Annotated in this window: 16 protein-coding genes; all 16 read left to right on the top strand. The window is 45.4% G+C overall.

Annotation, left to right across the window (positions count from 1 at the left end):
* Positions 1-43 precede the first annotated feature (43 nt).
* The 16 genes from csrD to FKN93_RS07185 all read left to right on the top strand — a co-directional run bounded on the left by csrD (position 44) and on the right by FKN93_RS07185 (position 17,826).
* Positions 44-2,035, top strand: coding sequence for an RNase E specificity factor CsrD (gene csrD / locus FKN93_RS07260; protein ID WP_170904752.1), 1,992 nt, complete (start codon positions 44-46; stop codon positions 2,033-2,035).
* Between the two features lie 6 nt (positions 2,036-2,041).
* Complete coding sequence (locus FKN93_RS07255; RefSeq protein ID WP_040904713.1) at positions 2,042-3,484, top strand: hypothetical protein; 1,443 nt, start codon at positions 2,042-2,044, stop codon at positions 3,482-3,484.
* Positions 3,484-4,134, top strand: a complete 651-nt coding sequence (gspM, locus tag FKN93_RS07250) for a type II secretion system protein GspM (RefSeq protein WP_004396111.1) — start codon at positions 3,484-3,486, stop codon at positions 4,132-4,134. The genes FKN93_RS07255 and gspM overlap by 1 nt, the downstream gene beginning before the upstream one ends.
* Complete coding sequence (locus FKN93_RS07245; RefSeq protein WP_308114092.1) at positions 4,127-4,444, top strand: MSHA biogenesis protein MshK; 318 nt, start codon at positions 4,127-4,129, stop codon at positions 4,442-4,444. Before gspM ends, FKN93_RS07245 begins: the two co-directional genes overlap by 8 nt.
* Before the next feature lie 12 nt (positions 4,445-4,456).
* Positions 4,457-6,067 (top strand): pilus (MSHA type) biogenesis protein MshL, encoded by a 1,611-nt coding sequence (gene mshL / locus FKN93_RS07240; protein WP_170904761.1) that lies wholly within the window; start codon positions 4,457-4,459, stop codon positions 6,065-6,067.
* A 45-nt stretch (positions 6,068-6,112) separates the two neighbouring features.
* Positions 6,113-6,958, top strand: coding sequence for an AAA family ATPase (locus FKN93_RS07235; RefSeq protein WP_170904751.1), 846 nt, complete (start codon positions 6,113-6,115; stop codon positions 6,956-6,958).
* A complete protein-coding gene (locus FKN93_RS07230) occupies positions 6,955-8,073 on the top strand; it encodes a tetratricopeptide repeat protein (RefSeq protein ID WP_170904750.1) in 1,119 nt (372 codons plus the stop codon). The genes FKN93_RS07235 and FKN93_RS07230 overlap by 4 nt, the downstream gene beginning before the upstream one ends.
* A complete protein-coding gene (locus FKN93_RS07225) occupies positions 8,063-9,787 on the top strand; it encodes a GspE/PulE family protein (RefSeq protein ID WP_170904749.1) in 1,725 nt (574 codons plus the stop codon). Before FKN93_RS07230 ends, FKN93_RS07225 begins: the two co-directional genes overlap by 11 nt.
* A 15-nt stretch (positions 9,788-9,802) precedes the next feature.
* Positions 9,803-11,023 carry a type II secretion system F family protein gene (locus tag FKN93_RS07220; RefSeq protein ID WP_170904748.1) on the top strand — a complete coding sequence of 407 codons (1,221 nt, stop codon included), beginning with the start codon at positions 9,803-9,805 and terminating at the stop codon, positions 11,021-11,023.
* Between the two features lie 168 nt (positions 11,024-11,191).
* Complete coding sequence (locus FKN93_RS07215; RefSeq protein WP_170904760.1) at positions 11,192-11,794, top strand: prepilin-type N-terminal cleavage/methylation domain-containing protein; 603 nt, start codon at positions 11,192-11,194, stop codon at positions 11,792-11,794.
* A 47-nt stretch (positions 11,795-11,841) separates the two neighbouring features.
* The gene (locus FKN93_RS07210) at positions 11,842-12,321 is read left to right on the top strand and encodes a type II secretion system protein (RefSeq protein ID WP_154169282.1); all 480 of its coding nucleotides are present in this window, start codon (positions 11,842-11,844) and stop codon (positions 12,319-12,321) included.
* Between the two features lie 112 nt (positions 12,322-12,433).
* A complete protein-coding gene (locus tag FKN93_RS07205; protein ID WP_154169280.1) occupies positions 12,434-12,916 on the top strand; it encodes a prepilin-type N-terminal cleavage/methylation domain-containing protein in 483 nt (160 codons plus the stop codon).
* Complete coding sequence (locus FKN93_RS07200; protein WP_170904747.1) at positions 12,906-13,484, top strand: prepilin-type N-terminal cleavage/methylation domain-containing protein; 579 nt, start codon at positions 12,906-12,908, stop codon at positions 13,482-13,484. The genes FKN93_RS07205 and FKN93_RS07200 overlap by 11 nt, the downstream gene beginning before the upstream one ends.
* Complete coding sequence (locus FKN93_RS07195) at positions 13,484-14,263, top strand: type II secretion system protein (protein ID WP_170904746.1); 780 nt, start codon at positions 13,484-13,486, stop codon at positions 14,261-14,263. Before FKN93_RS07200 ends, FKN93_RS07195 begins: the two co-directional genes overlap by 1 nt.
* Positions 14,238-14,684, top strand: a complete 447-nt coding sequence (locus FKN93_RS07190; RefSeq protein WP_170904745.1) for an MSHA biogenesis protein MshP — start codon at positions 14,238-14,240, stop codon at positions 14,682-14,684. Before FKN93_RS07195 ends, FKN93_RS07190 begins: the two co-directional genes overlap by 26 nt.
* Entirely contained in the window at positions 14,677-17,826 is a 3,150-nt protein-coding gene (locus tag FKN93_RS07185; RefSeq protein ID WP_170904744.1) for a DUF6701 domain-containing protein, read from the top strand. Before FKN93_RS07190 ends, FKN93_RS07185 begins: the two co-directional genes overlap by 8 nt.
* The last annotated feature ends 46 nt before the right edge of the window (positions 17,827-17,872 follow it).

Genomic DNA, 17,872 nt, shown 5'->3' with positions numbered 1-17,872 from the left:
TCTTACTTTTATAGCCGATGAATTAAGAAGGGAATTCAGCTTCATGCGGTATACGCCAACGCTTAAATTGAGCACACGTTTAGTCGCTTTTGTGACCTTAATTGTCACCAGTGCCATGTTCATCTTATTTATTGGTGGTGCACTCTCGTTTCAGCGTATGGGACAAGATTATCTCAAACACTATTTAAGTGGGATTGTTGACGTTGTCGATCAAGAGTTACACGATCCGCAAGCGGCAAACTCAATGCCGGATTGGATGCCAAAAATACTTCAGGCATCGAGTATTGTTGAGCTCGAACTCACCACGTCATCCGAGATTGTCTATCGTTTTTATGATAACACATCGAGAATCACAGCCGATCGCTTAACTCAGATGACCTTCCCATTACCGAGTCATCCCAGTTACGTCATTCATTTTAAAGCAGTACCACCCTATCTAGGGTATAACTACTCTTTTGGTGCCATGTGGTCGATCACTTTAGCGATTGGACTGGTCATTTTTTGTTTGGTCCGAGCGACAAAATGGTTGCGTGAACAGTTATTAGGGTCTGAGTTATTGGAAGAGCGCGGACGGATGATTTTAGCCGGACGTGTTGAGCAGTATGCCAAAGGAGATGAACGAGAGTGGCCTTATACGGCGAGTGAAGCTATCGATGTACTGATTGAAGAGCTACAAGATGCTCGTCAAGAGCGAAGTCGATTTGATAGCTTTATTCGTAGTCAAACCTTTCTTGATCAATTGACTGGCGCCGCTAATCGAGTTCTGTTTGATAGCAAATTAGAATCAGCTTTACTGGAAAGTGGTGCTCGTGGTGGGGTCATTATGATCCGGCTCGATGAACTGGATACCGCGCGTGAGCAGCAAGGAAAAGTCATCATTGATGATTTTATCGTTGAAGTGGGTGAATGTATTGCAAATGTCATTGCCCGCTATCCCGATGTGGTTCTGTCACGCTATTATGACTCGGTCTTCGCGATTTTTATGCCTCACCAAACCTCTAAAGATGTCAGTCATGTGGCGAGCCAATGTCTAAAATTGCTTGAGCGCCTAAGCCCGCCTTATCCTTTAGAACGAGAAAACTGGTTCCATATTGGAATGAGTATGTACCAAGAGGGCGAACGACGTGGACGAATCATTGATGAAACAGAAACCGCGTTACGTAGTGCGCAGATGCAAGGCTGTAATGCGTGGAGCCGGTTTAAGAAGTTGGTTACGGTGGATGACGAGCGCGGTAGCGTACGCTGGCGAACCTTGTTCGAACAAAGTCTCATTCCTGAGAAAATTCGTTTATTCCGGCAGCCGTGTTATTTAATTAGCGAAGAGAATCAATTAACATTGATTCACGATGAGCTGTTTGTCCGCATTTATGATCCTGTCCAAGGCATGCTCAAGGCCTCACGTTTTAATTCTGCTTTAGAAACCGTTGGTTACGAAGCGATGCTTGATCGCGCAGTCTTCGTCCGTGTACTACAATTATTGAAAAACCAAGTATCGACAGAGCATTACTCGATTAATTTACATGTTGTTCCCTTTGCCGATAAACACTATTGGCGTTGGTTTCGTCATGAAATCATGCAGTTACCTTATGCTTTACGCACTCGGTTGTCTTTTGAGTTTGCTGAGGGGCGTTTAGTGCAACATTTAGATTATATGCGTCCAGTGCTAAGAATGATTGCGGGGTTGGGATGTAAATTGGTGGTTGGTCAAGCGGGACGAACGATCGTTGCGACTCATTACATTAAAGATTTACGAATTAATTACCTTAAATTACACCGCAGCTTAATTAAAAATATTGATCAACGGCACGAGAATCAACTGTTTGTGCGCAGTATGATCGGAGTGTGCGGGGGAACCAGTACCCAAGTGATCGCTGTGGGAGTGGAAACGCAAGCCGAATGGCAAATGTTAATTGCCCTTGGCATTCATGGTGGACAAGGTCGATGGTTTGCTGCAGAGCAGCCTTGGATTGTGGCTCCCAGTACTGAACAGCCCTCTGTCAAGCCGGGCAAAAGAAATCGATGGCGGACTAAGTAGAGAAAAATGAAGATGAATACGCTGTTTCATAAAATCACTCGTCGAGCGCAGCAAGACCGCAAATTATTTGCGGTTGTACAGCCGGACGCGATTTATTTCTCTGCTACTCAAGACTCCCCTCTTGCGACGCGTTATCCGCTCAGAGACGGGGCTTGGTTAACTTCTCTGTGTCAAGCGCTGCAAGCCAATCCCGTTAAGGGTGATGTCGTGGACGTGGTGTTACACGCTCAACTATACCAATGTTATCAAATGGATAAGCCAGCAGTGCCACGCGAAGAGTGGTCTGGTGCGCTGCCTTTTTTGCTCAAAGATTTGATCAGTGAAAAACCCACTGAGATTGTCGCTGATGCTTATGAGTTAAGTGGCAGTAACAAAATCCAAGCTTATGTGATCAGTATTAAGGTTATTCTAGAGCTTGCCCAAGCATTACAAAGCATTGGCTACCAATTAGGGCAAGTGATCCCTGAGCAAGAGATTTGGGCTAACAGCGTTCAAACGCCACACTTTTTATTATTACAACGCAGCAGAGAAGGCCAATTTAAGTTAGATGCCTTTGTTGACCAGCGTTGTTATTTTCAGCGCACTTTACGTGGTGTGGTCGCGCCAGTGACTGGGGAAACGAGCCCTGCATTGCAATTGGATGGCTTAGCGCTTGAACTCCAACGCTCAATTGATTACCTCTCTTCGCAATTAAAAGGTGTCGCGCTCCATCAGCTTAAAGTGTGCTGTGATGATGAAGATCATACCCAATTAGTGGCGGCACTGAATGAACGGCTGAACGTTAAAGCGAGCCCTTTATCTGAAGAGCAACAACCGCCGTTATCTGGGCAGGTATTAGCTCATTATCTGCCTTTAATGACTCGGCCTACATTAAACTTTTATCCGCGGCACTTGCATCCTAAGACCGATCACTTTTCTCTACGTAATGTTATCGTAGCACTAAGTGGTGTCACGCTAGTCATGTTGGCGGTTGCTGGTTTTTACGCTTATCAAACGACTCAATTGGATCAGCAGGTCGCGTTGGCTCAGCAACAGACGGATCGTTTGAATCAACAGTTGGCAGAGCTTCAGCAACAACAAGCCAAACATCGTCCTTCGGCAGGAAAAGTTGCGGCCATCGAACGTATAAAACGGCAGATTGCAGGTCAGCAAGCTTCGCTAAGCGCAATGGATCAATTTACACACAGCCAGCAAGAAGGTTACTCAGGAATCATGAACGCATTAGCGAGCGTCGCTCATCGTGATATTTCGCTGACTCATATCGAAATTTCTCCCAATCGGTTAGATATTCAAGGCTTAGCTACCGAAGCTAAAGTTATCCCGTACTGGATCGGTAAATTTAAGCAGCAAACGCCGTTAGTCGGCCGTAATTTTGAACGTTTAACCATGGGGCGCAATGAGCAAGATCTGGTGACATTTGAACTGAAAACTCAGCAAGGAGCGAGATAATGAGTCAATATTGGCAAACGCTCAGTCATCTATTTGCTGAGCGAAAAAACAGCGAAAAGGGACTTATCAGTCTGTGTGGATTGGTGATCATTGTATTATCGATACAAACTTGGCTGGTTGATCCTTTGCTTGCTCAGCATCAAATGCAAACCAATCGTTTGATGAGTTTGCAAACTCATCAGCAAAGTATGCAAAACACTATCCAACAGTTACAACATCAACTCAGTACCAATCCGGATGCGGATATCGACATTGAGCTCGCTCAATTACAAGCTTATCACCATCAATTAACAGAGCAGTTAGCGGAAAAAGTCGGCAGCTTAGTTTCTCCGTCACAAATGGCCTCACTATTGCAAGAAGTGTTAGAAAAAAGCCAGCGATTGAAATTGGAAAGTTTAATTTCATTACCCGCAGAGCCGATTGCTCTCCAAGAGCCTGTGGTGGGGGCCGAACGCTACTTTGTTCATCCGGTGCGTATCGAACTAACAGGTAGCTATTTTGCGATTCGTGATTATTTACAGGCGTTAGAGAACTTACCGGTTCGTTATTATTGGCGACGTTTTCACTATCAAGTAGGCGAGCATCCACAAGCGAGACTGTTACTTGAAGTGTACACGCTCGGTACGCAGAAGGAGTTCATCGGTGGCTAACATTCAATATAGCGCAATACTGATGGTGTTGATGAGCTCTTGTGCCATCGCCGCCCAAGATCCGACAGCGCCTCTCGGAGGACGTTCCTCTAACGCTGGTGCGCTATCATCTGTGACCACGGCATTGCCTGAATTGCAGAGCATTGTTTGCCAGCAAGCTTGTTACGCAACGCTTAATCAACAAGTATTGTCTACAGGCGATGAGATCGATGGCTATCGGGTTAAGCAAGTCAGTGAGGAGCAGGTGACGTTAACTAAAGGGCAGCAGACTTGGCAACTGCAGTTATTTTCGCTGGATATCAAAGAGTAGGGTATAAAAATGATGCGTCAAGTTGTTATCGCAGTAATGGTTACCACTTTAGCGGGTTGCGCTATGGGGCACCGAGATCCGGTGGAAATAAAGCAAGCCTTGAACGAAGCAATTAATGAGGCCAATAGTCGCCAACTACAACAGTTACCCGCCTCTGTTGAAGCAGATTTAATGCCTGAGTTAGTCGACAGAAGCCGTGAGCAGCCGCTGCATATTGCTCGTTTTCGAGTGCAAGCTAACCAAGTTGATGCCGCCGCTTTTTTCACTAGTTTGGTTAAAGGCAGTGACTACAGCGTCGCCATTCATCCTGCGGTTTCTGGGCAGATTACCTTGAACCTAAGCAATGTGACTTTAGATGAAGTGCTGGCGGTGGTGCGAGATTTGTATGGTTTTGAAGTCGAAAAAGTCGGCAGAGTGCTACAAGTCTATCCTGCTGGGTTAAGAACGGTCACTATACCGGTGGATTATTTGCAATTTCAGCGTAGTGGACGCTCCATTACGTCAATCAGTACCGGAACGGTGACTAACCCGACTTCATCCAACAATTCAAGTAATAATACCGGTTCAAGCAATAATAATGCTTCCCGTGGGGGAACGGAAATTGAAACCATCAGTGAAAGTAATTTTTGGCAGCAATTAGAAAGTACCATTGGTCGATTAATTGGGTCGGGCAGTGGTCAGAGTGTAATGGTCACACCACAAGCGTCAGTGATCACCGTGCGCGCTTACCCAGACGAAATTCGTGAGGTTCGCCAATTTCTCGATATGTCTCATTTACGGATTCAGCGTCAAGTGATCCTTGAAGCGAAAATTCTTGAAGTGACATTAAATGATGGTTTCCAACAAGGGATCAATTGGTCAAAAACCTTTTCATCTAATGGCAATAATTACCAGTTAGGTCAGGGGGTTATATCTAATCCAGTCTCTAGCTTACCGGGGATTGATGCGATCGGTACGTTGTTAGGTGGGCAGACCAATCTGGTTGTCAAAAGTGGCAGCTTTGATGCAGTGCTAAGTTTTATGTCGACGCAAGGCGATCTTAATGTCCTGTCTAGCCCGCGAGTCACGGCTGCCAATAACCAAAAAGCAGTGATTAAAGTCGGCACCGATGAATATTATGTGACTGACCTGACTAGTGAAGTCGGTACTGGTGATAACGCCAACGTCGCTCCCAATATTCAATTAACCCCATTTTTCTCAGGTATCTCACTCGATGTGACGCCGCAAATTGACGATGATGGGTATGTATTTCTGCATGTTCACCCTTCGGTGATTGAAGTGGAAGAGCAGAAGAAATCGGTGCAATTTAACGATCGAATCATTACTTTACCGTTAGCGCGGAGCTCAATTCGTGAGTCTGATTCGGTGATTCGAGCACAAGATGGCGATGTGGTCGTGATTGGTGGGTTAATGAAATCGAATACCATGAATCAAACCTCTAAAGTGCCGTTTTTTGGTGATATTCCACTGTTGGGGCATCTGTTCCGTCAAACCTCCAATGTGACCCAAAAAACGGAGTTGGTGATTTTACTCAAGCCGACGGTAGTTGGGGTCAACACGTGGCAAAAAGAGTTGGAGCGTTCACGAGACTTATTGCAAGAATGGTTTCCTGATTCCCAATAGTGGTTGGTCGTAACACGTCGTCTTCATCGGGGGGATAAATCAGCCGTGTATTTAGCACACTTTGGTTTTGAGCAGCTACCGTTTCATCTCACCCCAGATACGCAGTTGTTTTTGGGGCTGGCACCTCACTATGAAGCGATTCAAACCGTCAGTGGTGCGTTGACGATGGGAGAAGGGATCGTCAAAGTGACCGGAGAGGTCGGCACAGGAAAGACCATGGTTTGTCGGATGCTATTGACCCATATGGGTGATGATATTCTGTGGCTCTATTTGCCGAATCCGTTGTTAACCGGCGCGGAATTACGCCGCGCTATTGCCAATGAATTGCAATTGCCTGACGTGCCAGAGTTGCAACTGATTGAAGCTATCCAAACTCGATTATTGACGTGCTATCAGCAAGGGCAACGAGTGGTGGTTATTGTGGATGAAGCTCAGGCTTTGCAAGATGAAGGGCTCGAAACCTTAAGGTTGCTTGGCAATCTAGAAACTGAGCAGAGTAAGCTGTTACAAATTGTCTTACTGGGACAACCCGAACTAGATCGTCGATTGGCAGAACATCACTTAAGGCAATTTCGTCAGCGGATCACCTTTAGTGCTCACTTGCGAGCGTTATCGTTGGCCGAGTCAATGGCTTATATTGATAACCGTTTATTAAAATCGGGTTGCCAGCAGCCATTATTTTCTCGCCGACAGAAAAAAGCGTTATGGAAAGCCTGTCACGGCATTCCTCGTTTATTAAATCAGGTATGCCATAAGGCGTTATTATTAGCGTTTTATGCTCAGCAACCCTCGGTTTCCAATGGCCATGTATTTGATGCGATTCATGATACGTTTGATACTTGTAAACCTAAATTTAAAACCCCGCTGTTTTGGGGATGGAGTCAGCAATGAGTGTGATTAATAAAGCGTTATCGCAATTGGTGACTAAGCAACCGAATGGTTTAGCGGGTATAGAGCGAGCTAAGGTCGTTCCTGTCGCTGCTCGTCCAGCTTGGGTATGGGCATTGGCTGGCTTTACGGTGAGTGTTGCTGTCGGTGGGTGGGCCGTTTCTTGGCAGGCGACCTCGTTAGATGCTTCTTATGGCCAACATTCGCTGTCGGTCACCGCTTCCCCTAGGCTAACTGAGAATCATCTTGAAGTCTCGATGCCGTCTTCACCGACTCAAAATACTCAGATGCCCGCGGTTCCTGTGTATCGGGTGGCTTCGGCTACGCGAACGGTATCACCAGAGGTTTCTCAATCTGATTCAGCGCCGCAGACGGTTTCTGCTCCAATCGCTCCTTTAGCGGTTTTGCAAGAGCGCAGTGTGCCCGCGCTGAGCGGAGTAAAAACAGCACAAGCGCCAGCCACGACGGTTACGAATGTTCCCGACATTGCTGTTGCTCAGATGTCGATTGAATCGGTACAGCTAACGCCAGAGCAATTGGCCCATAAAGCCGTAGCTCGCGCGGAGCGAGCGCTGGCACATAATGATTTTAACCAAGCCGTGAATGGTTACAGTGAAGCGTTACGTCACACCCCTTTAGATGAAGGCGTGCGTCAACAGTTGGCTGCACTGTATTATGGTAAAGGTGAATTAAGAAAAGCGTTTGATTTGTTGCAACGTGGGATGCAACTCAATCATGAGGGAGAAACGTTACGCATTGCGCTTGCTCGAATGTTACTCAAAGAAGATCAAAGTCAAGCGGCGCTGACTCCACTCGCGTATTTACCCGCTAACCCATCGATTGAGTATTTATCGCTGCGAGCGGCAGTTGCTCAGCGCAATCGAGTCGATGATATCGCTTTGCAGAGTTATCGATTGTTGGCAGAGCAAGAACCGAGCAATGGACGCTGGTGGCTAGGCTTGGCGATTACTCAAGAGCGTTTAGCGCAATGGAGCGAAGCGAAGTACGCTTATCAACAAGCATTGAACCATGTCGGGTTATCCTCTCAATCTCACCAGTTTATTCGTGAACGTTTACAAGCGCTGACTCATAGCGAGGAGACGAATCTTGCAAATTAAACTTAGAAAGCGTCTTGGGGATCTCTTGGTTGAAGAAGGGATCATTACTGAGCAACAAGTGCAACAAGCACTGGCGGCCCAAAAGCAGACAGGCAGTAAATTAGGCGCTACCTTAATTGAGCTTGGTTTTGTAACCGAGCAACAAATGCTTAGCTTTTTATCTCAGCAACTGTTTATTCCGCTGATTGATCTTAATCGCGCTCACGTTGACATTGATGCAGTACAAATCCTCCCTGAAGTTCATGCGCGGCGTTTACGGGCCTTGGTGATGAGCAAGCAAGGCAATCTATTGCGAGTGGTTATGAGTGATCCTGCGGATCTCTTTGCACAAGAATCATTACTCAATCAATTGTCTGACTATCAATTTGAGTTTGCGATTGCGCCAGAAAAGCAATTGGTTGAAGCGTTTGATCGCTACTATCGTCGTACGAAAGAAATCGCTTCATTTGCTGAACGTTTGCAAGCAGAACATCAAGAAAATGACGCGTTTGATTACGCCATTTCCGGTGAGGAAACCGAAGATGTCACGGTAGTTAAACTGATCAATTCACTGTTTGAAGATGCGATTCAAGTTGGCGCATCCGATATTCATATTGAGCCCGATGCCAATATTTTGCGCATTCGGCAGCGAATTGATGGGGTATTACATGAAACCCTACTTAATGAAGTCAATATCGCCTCAGCCTTAGTTCTACGTCTTAAACTGATGGCCAATTTAGATATCTCCGAAAAACGCCTACCGCAAGATGGGCGATTTAATATTCGTGCCAAGGGGCAATCGGTGGATATTCGCTTATCGACCATGCCTGTGCAATATGGCGAATCGGTGGTGATGCGCTTGCTTAACCAAACCAGTGGCGTACGTAAACTGGAAGAATCTGGTTTACCAGAGGATTTACTCCTGCGCTTACGTAAGCAACTCAAACGCTCTTACGGAATGATTTTAGTCACCGGCCCGACAGGGTCGGGTAAAACCACCACCTTGTATGGTGCATTATCGGAACTTAATGAAGCGGGTAAAAAGATCCTCACGGCAGAAGACCCGGTTGAGTATCGCATTCCTCGCCTCAATCAAGTGCAAGTGAATCCTAAAATTGGCTTAGATTTTTCAACCTTACTGCGAACATTTTTACGTCAAGACCCAGACATTATTTTGGTCGGTGAGATGCGTGACCAAGAAACGGTCGAAATCGGTTTACGTGCCTCGTTAACCGGTCACTTAGTGTTAAGCACGCTGCATACCAATGATGCGATCGATAGTGCATTACGCTTGATTGATATGGGCGCTCCCGGTTACCTCGTCGCCAGTGCTGTGCGTGCCGTGGTCGCGCAGCGTCTGATCCGTAAAGTTTGCCCAGATTGCAAAACCGAAGAGACTCTCGATGATGCTCGCCAGCAATGGTTGAATGTACGTTTTCCTAACCAAGTGTCGGCAACCTTTGTGCGTGGGCGAGGCTGTCAAAGCTGCAACCTAACCGGATACCGAGGACGGATCGGGGTGTTTGAAATGTTGGAACTCGAAGCGCATATGATGGATGCTTTGCGCTCAAACGACGCAGTAGGCTTTGCTAAAGCGGCTCGCGCTTCAGCAGGATACAAGCCTTTATTAGCTTCCGCGATGGATCTGGCTTTGCAAGGCATTGTGAGTTTAGATGAAGTGATGGCGCTGGGTGAAGGGGATATTTCCGGCCTTAATCAGCCGATTCATCTCTAGGAGGCAGAGTAGATTATGCCGAGATACCACTATACCGGACGACATGCTGATGGCAGTAAAGCTTCGGGAACCGTTGAAGCGGCAACAGAAAATTTGGCTGCCGAAAGCTTACTCAATAAAGGTATTATTCCGACAGCGATCACTGCTAAATCATCCAGTCAAACTCCGTCGATTGATTGGCAAGCGTGGTTTATGCCTTCGCTGCCGCTTGAGGTTCTGGTGATTTTCTGTCGTCAGCTTTATAGCCTAACGAAAGCGGGAGTGCCGATTTTGCGCTCGATGCGTGGCTTAACTCAAAATTGTTCCAATAAGCAGTTACAGCGAGCATTAGAAGACGTTGGCCGAGAGCTGACCAATGGCCGCAGTTTATCGGCGGCAATGCAAATGCACAGTCGAGTTTTCAGCCCGCTGTTTGTCTCAATGATCAATGTTGGGGAAAATACCGGTCGTCTGGATCAGGCTTTGCTGCAGTTGGCGAATTACTATGAGCAGGAAGTGGAAACCCGTAAACGAATTAAAACTGCTATGCGTTATCCAACCTTTGTGATCAGTTTTATCACCTTGGCGATGTTTATTCTTAACCTAAAAGTGATCCCACAATTTACCACCATGTTCAGTCGTTTCGGGGTTGAGCTGCCGTTACCGACGCGAATTTTAATTGGCATGTCGAATTTTTTTGTTAATTACTGGATGGTGATGATAGGAGCGATCGTTGCCTTATTGTTTGCATTCCGGACGTGGATCAATACTCGTCGTGGCGCTGAAACGTGGGATAAATTTCGTTTACGGATGCCGATTGTTGGTGGAATTGTTAATCGCGCGCAATTAGCCCGTTTTTCTCGCACTTTTTCCTTAATGCTTAAAGCGGGGGTGCCGCTCAACCAGTCGCTCTCTTTATCGGCTGAAGCGTTGGAAAATAAGTTTTTAGAGAATCGGATTCTAAAAATGAAAAGTGAGATCGAAGCGGGGACCAGTGTCTCAGTGACCGCGGCCAATGCCAATATTTTTACTCCGTTAGTGCTGCAGATGATTGCGGTGGGGGAAGAAACGGGCCGGATTGATGAGTTATTACTTGAAGTGGCTGATTTTTATGATCGTGAAGTCGATTATGAATTAAAAACCCTCACCGCACGAATTGAACCAATTTTATTAACCTTAGTTGCTGGCATGGTGTTGGTGCTTGCCCTTGGCATTTTCTTACCGATGTGGGGCATGCTCGATGCTCTGAAAGGTTAATATTATCCTGCGCTGATGAAATTAACGTGCGTTATCATTAGTCTTATTTTTAAGACGATGTAAAAATTTATCTGCTCAGCACAGTTTATTACTGTATTTCATTCTATAATCATCAGCATAGGTAAAGTATTACAGAGGTCATCGATGCAAATTACCCCTTTCACGACGATGCCTAATTTGTATCATCGGCAGCATATAACGCAACCATCAGAGCAGGGATTCTCTCTGGTTGAGTTAGTGATTGTCATTGTGATCATTGGCCTATTAGCCGTCGCGGCATTACCGAAATTTCTTGATGTGACTGATGAAGCGAAAAAAGCCAGTATTGAAGGCGTTGCCGGTGGCTTTGCGACTGGGGTGTTATCTGCCAGAGCGCAATGGGAAGCCAAATCGCGACCGAGTGTCGCCTCCGGTGAGCAAAATCAAAACAGTATTGATTACGATGGCGTGCAGTTTTGGCTCACGCGTGCCCAAGACAGCAGCGGTAATGCAACTGGGTTTCGAGATGGTTACCCGATCGCGGTCAATAATAACGGCAGCTTTCCTTCCGGCTTAACCGATCAAATCTGTGTCGATTTGATGGAAAATTTATTACAAAACCCACCGCCAGTGGCCAGCGCGTCTCAGGCGGGGGAAAGTAATAATTTGCGTTATCTCGCGCGAGCGAATAGTGCAGAGTGGCAGTGCGTTTATGTCCAGCAAGAGGGAAAAACCGCACACCAATTTGTGTATGAAATTACTACCGGACGAGTGACGGTGACCTTAAATTAACCCGATCATGAATTGTTAATTAAATCAAGAATAGAGAGAGAGTCATAATGAAAAAACAAGGCGGTTTTACCCTAATTGAATTGGTGGTGGTGATCGTAATTTTGGGCATCCTCGCCGTAACGGCAGCTCCACGATTTTTAAACTTACAAGGTGATGCGCGTGACGCTTCGCTACAAGGCCTAAAAGGTGCAATGCAAGGGGCGGCAGGGATAGTTTATGGTCGTGCTGCCATTGATGGACAAGAGTCTGTATCTTCAGCAAAAGTGACCATTTTAGGCACTGGTGATGTGGATGTAGTTTGGGGCTATCCTGCCGCCAGCGAAACAGGTATTGGGCGAGTTGTTACTGGGTTAGGTTCAAATGGTGATTGGGGTGTTGTTTCAGCTTCAACCTCTACTGGTAACTCAATTGCATATACTTTTAAGTCAGGCAATGTAGGTACTGAAACTAGCTGCTCAGTTGTTTATGCAGTTACTCCAGCGGTATCTTTCTCCGAACCTACAATTACAGTTAATAAATGTAATTAATTAGAATTTAAATTAAGCAGTTCGTTAAGCAGTAATTAAGCTGCTTAACGGCCTTTTATCTACACGTCATTTGGTTTGTTTTTCATTTCATACCCCAACCAGTGAGACAACGATGCGTCCATCACTCAGTCGAACATTGGGCTTTACCTTAGTCGAGCTGATCGTGGTTATTCTCTTGCTCGGTATTCTGTCTGCCTATGCGGCCAGTCGTTATTCGGGCACCAGTTCGGTCGCGGCGCTCACCACGCAACAAGAAATTCTTGCCTCACTGCGTTTAATCCAAAACCGCGCGATGCAGCGCACGGGTTATTGTAATCGCTGGTTAGTAATTGCTAACCAAGCTGGTCAAATATCACCACAGGCTGAAGCTGGAAGTTGCAGCAGCATTTTTGCTGCTGTTGATAACGATGTCTCTTGGGTGGAAGCTCCGAGTGGTGTGTTGTTAAGCTTTTCTCCACCTCACGGTTATCTTGATTTTGACTCCCTTGGTCGCGCGGCTCAATGCAGCGCTTCACCCTGTACCGTAACCATTTCCAGTGCAAGCGATCAGCGCCAAGTGTGTATTAATACTGAGGGCTATATTTATGCCTGTTAAGTCAATTAATCGAACGCGTGGTTTTACCCTAGTAGAAATGATCATTGTCATCACCATCACCGCGATTGCCATTACTGGCTTGGCAGCGGCGCTTTATCCGCGCTCGCAGCAGAGCGCCGAGCAGGTGATTGCGGTCAAAGCCGCTGAGCTGGGCAGAGCGGTATTGGATGAAATTTTGGGGCGTCAGTTTGATCAAAAATCTGGCCCTAATGGTGGTTTGCCGGAGTGTTTACTCATTGGCCCTTTACAGCCATTTGAGCAGCTTTGCACCGAGCCTGATTCACTTGGGCCTGATGCAGCTGAAAACGGTCGAACATTGTTTAACGACGTCGATGATTTTATCACTGGGGAGCCACCTAGACCGATTCAAGATGTGCTTGGTCAAACCCTCGACAGCAGTTATCGCAATTTTACGGTTACCATTAAGGTCTTTTATGAGCAAGATAATAGTGGTCAGTTTACTGGCGTTAATGCTAATCAGCTCAGCCATTATAAACGCATCGAGGTGGTGATTATTTATTCACAAGGCAATCGCTACCCGTTTGCCGCGATTAAGGGGAACTACTGATGGCGCGTGGTTTTACTTTAATGGAAATGGTGATTGCGATTATTTTACTTGGCATTGTTGGCCTGTTTTTGGGCAATGTCGCCGGTCAAGCGATGGGTATTGCGGCGACCAGTTCGTCTCGTGAAGCGCTTATTCAACAAGGGCGATTTATTACCGAGCGATTAAGCCGAGAAATTCGTGAGGCGGTGCCCAATAGTGTGATTGTGAATAATGATAACACCTGTATTGAGTTTTTACCGATCGTTAATTCAGCACTATACAGCGAGCTACCCGTCGAAGGTGGTCCTTTTCGTCTGTTACTGATTAATAAGCAATTGACAGAGGGACAACGTTTAGTGGTTTTCCCGAGAAATGCAGTTGAGTTACTTGGTTATCCTTTAGGTGCAATGGAAGAGCAATGGGCTCGTATTGAAGCGCAAAATTTTGAATTGGATGAAACTAATGCATTGACCATGATTGATGTGGTTATCTCAGCAGAAAACGGATTTTCTTTACATTCACCAGCTCGGCGCGTTTATATTTATGATAATCCTGTGGCTTTTTGTTATGAGAACAACCGAATCTATCGTTACGCTGATTATCAACTGGATCGCACGGCTCTTCAGCCAAGCGAGCTCGGTTCGAGAGTCTTAATGGCAGAAAACCTCAGCCAAGCCAGCTTTGAGGCGGCAAAGCCCCAGTTGCAACGCAACGGTTTAATTAAAATTGAATTAACCTTTGAAGATCGCGGTGAAAAGGTGGAGTTTGTTCATAATGCACTTATCTACAACACGCCGTAGCCAGCAAGGCAGCGGCTTGGTGATCGTTATTTTTATCATCGTCGTGGTGGGCTTGGTCGCCGCGGTCGCTAATCGTAATCAGCAACGTAATAGTCAGCAGTTGGTGTCTATGGTGATGGGCACTCGCGCCGAAATGGCCGCCCGCTCGGCGGCGGAGATCGAGATTAGCCGCTATTATCAAGAAAATAATCAACAAAGTAGTTGTCGCCAAGCTGAAGATCGAACCGGTACTTCTGACATCGGTCCTATAACATTTCAAGGTGATGGCTTAGCGCAATGTAAGGCGCAAATCAGCTGTGAATATATCGGTGTGTTAGATAATCAGCAAACGGTACTACAAATTACCAGCGACGGACAATGCAGCAGTGGCGGCTGGTCATGGCAACGGACAATTCAAGTGGGGGTGAGGGGTGATGAGTAGAATTGTATTTGCTTTGCTGGTTTTACTGGCTTCCTTTTCTTCCGTTGCAAGAGATTATCTGCTTTCCTCAGGCGCTACCAGTGCAGATTTACCCACGTGTAGCAGCAACAATTGGCTGCAAAGTGTCTCAGATGGCATACGCACTTACCGCTGTGCTAATGGCTCTGTCTCCCTCTCATCTGGAGATAACATCACTGCTACCTCACAAGCGATTTTATTGGCGGATGCTGGTTTTAGCTTCGCGGGTAGCAATATAATTGGCTCGTCCACGACGGTTGTGGATTTGGTTTCTTCTTATGGTGCAACAAGTTGGCAAGGGAGTAACAATCATCTTTTTGGCAGCTATCAAGCTACTAATACTCCAGTCACGTTCAACAATGTCAATGTACAAGGCTCAATTACCACAGGAGGAGCGATTGACGTTCAAGGGGGAAGTGTGGGTGGCGATGTTCGCTCCAGTAATCATGGCATTACACTTGAAAATACCAGTGTTCAAGGTGCGGTATTTGCGAATGGCAATATTATAATTGATAACTCGTCTGTCAGTGGAAGTATTGAAACACCAAATAACTCCTTGACGGTTACCGACTCCACCATTACGGGCAGTTTAACCGCTAATGGTAATATTATGGTGACTAGAGCAAATGTGTCTGGAAATATCACAACACCAAATAATGCTATAACAGTATTAGACTCTGATATAGTCGGTAGTTTAACTGCTAACGGAGATATAAAAGTCACGAATTCTGAATTAAAAGGAGATGTTACGACATCAAATAATGGTATTTTTATTACCGAAACTAATGTTGTTGGTGATCTTTCTGCTAATGGTAATATTATTACGGACAACAGTTTTGTAACAGGAGATATTACTAGTACTAATAACCAAGTAACTTTAAATAATAAATCTTATATATTGGGAAATGTTACTGCAGGACGACCTGATTGGGGTACGGTTAATGTAAATGGAGGCAGCACTGTTACTGGAGTTTGTCAGTATAGAACAGTACCTGATAATGCTTGTGGTACTAGGCCAATCTTGAAAATTAACCATTTTCGGATGGATTTACCCACTCAAGGGGTAACCTGTAAAGCATCTGAAGTGACAGTAACCGCTTGTGCTAATAGTAACTGTAGTGAAAAATTTACCGATCCTGTGACCGCTTTTTTAATGCCTGCTTCACCACCGAGTGCGACCGGTGGTTGGGTAAATGGAGCAAACTTGTCACTAACCGATGGAGTAGGTATTGCTCACTTAAGAAAAAATAGTATTAAGCCTACAAAGCGAGTCAATGTGGGTGTTTCTGGCTCCAATCCAACGCTCTGTCGTCGTAGTGGTGGTGCTTATTCAGTAGATAATTGTTACATTAATTTTTCTGATAGTGGCTTCATTATCGATGTTCCTCATGCCTATGCCAATCAATTAGTTACTGGAACTATTACTGCATTGAGTAAAGGAGATAACCCTGAACAATGTATCCCCAGTTTTGGTGATGTATCTAAAGAGGTCGCATTGTGGAGTGAATATATTACCCCTTCAGGAGGACCAGGGTTTTTAGCAATGAATGTTGTCGTGGATGGTTCACCGATTAGCAATAATATCGCAGCCCCGAGTCATCTTAGCCTGTATTTTGATCAAAATGGTCAAGCCGAATTTGAACTTACCTATCGCGAAGCGGGGAGCTTAGATTTCCATGCTCGTTTTAATGGCAGCGGTGATGAGCAAGACTTGCTTTTGGAGGGACAAGCTAATTTTATTCGTGTACCTAAAGCTTTAATTGTACGTGCTGAGAATTACGATGGTGAAAATGAATTATGTGATAATGACTATATTAACTGCCCAATATTTGCACGTTCTGGTGAAGATTTTAAGTTAACCATCTCTCCTATTGCTTATTCATCCAATAATGATCATTTACCAATAAGTAACTTTGAGTACCAAGGTTTAGAGCTGACCAATGACGTTGTTGCTCCAGCAAAAATTGAACTAGGCGGTCGAGATGGTCAACTTAATAATCCTAGCTACGACCATCAACTAGGTGATATTACGACCATCTGGCGTAATATTAATGAAGTTGGCGTGTTTCAATTTTCAGTGAAACCGCCAACTTACTATTGGCTACCCGAACTACCACCTATCAATTTAGTGGAGGAAGGGTTAGAGATAGACGTTGTGCCTTCCGGCCCAATAGGCCGCTTTATCCCAGCTTATTTTGCTGTCTCACCGATGACGGTTACATTGACTGCTGCGTGTTCGACAGGCGGTCAACCTTTTACCTACCTAGGCCAACCGTTTGGTTATGCGAACAATCCAGGCCTCTATTTACGGCCCAAATCAGGTAGTGGCTCGGATACGCTTAATTATTTAATTGGCGATTGGTGGCGCTATGATAATGATTGGGAAAACCGAGAATATATTAATAATATTAATAGCTTAACCGTCGAGAAGGTCAGTCTTAATGCTAATGTTATTCGTCAACCATCGTTGGGTAGTGGTGTAATACTTAATGATGAGCAGCTTCGTTATCAAAAACCGATAGATCCGATGGTTCCATTCAATGCAGACTTTAACTTACACTTGTCAATCAATGATCTAAGAGACAGTGATGATGTTTGTTATCGAGCGTCTTATTCAGAGCCTTGCTTAGGTTATATCTTCGAAAATATCGACCAAAGTATGCCACTGTATTGGGGACGCTTAACCATTGAAAATGTTGATGGTCCAGAAACGCAGGGTTTACAGCAAAAAATACTCAGTGAATATTACACCTCAGCCGGATTTGTGACTAACAGCTATGATAATTGCACTGAATTACCTGTACTAAGTGCCTTTGAGTTTCAATCGGACGATTTTAGTGTTAACCAAGGTGGGCCAACACCTCCTCTCGTTACCGTAAGCATGCAACCAGATACAAGCCCATTTACTTTAGTGCAAGGGGTGAGAAGGTTAGACTATACCGCGCCGGGGGTAGGTAATCGCGGTGTGATCAAAGCGCTACTCGATTTAGAAGAGCATGGACTGTCTTGGTTACGCCGTTATAACCCTCAAAACGGAATTTGGGATGATAGTGTCGCTGGGCAGGTTCAGTTTGGAATTTATAGTGGCAGTAACCGAGTTATTTGGTGGCGTGAGACCAATTAAGCGACTTATTGTCGCTCAGATCGATGCTTAAGTTAGGGAATGGTCA

Origin of the sequence: Vibrio sp. A8-1 (genome assembly GCF_013048685.1) — a bacterium.
In the GTDB taxonomy this organism is placed as follows: Bacteria; Pseudomonadota; Gammaproteobacteria; order Enterobacterales; family Vibrionaceae; genus Vibrio; species Vibrio metschnikovii.
The sequence above is the reverse complement of the archived record's forward strand: the minus strand, read 5'-3'. Positions and strand labels throughout refer to the sequence as shown.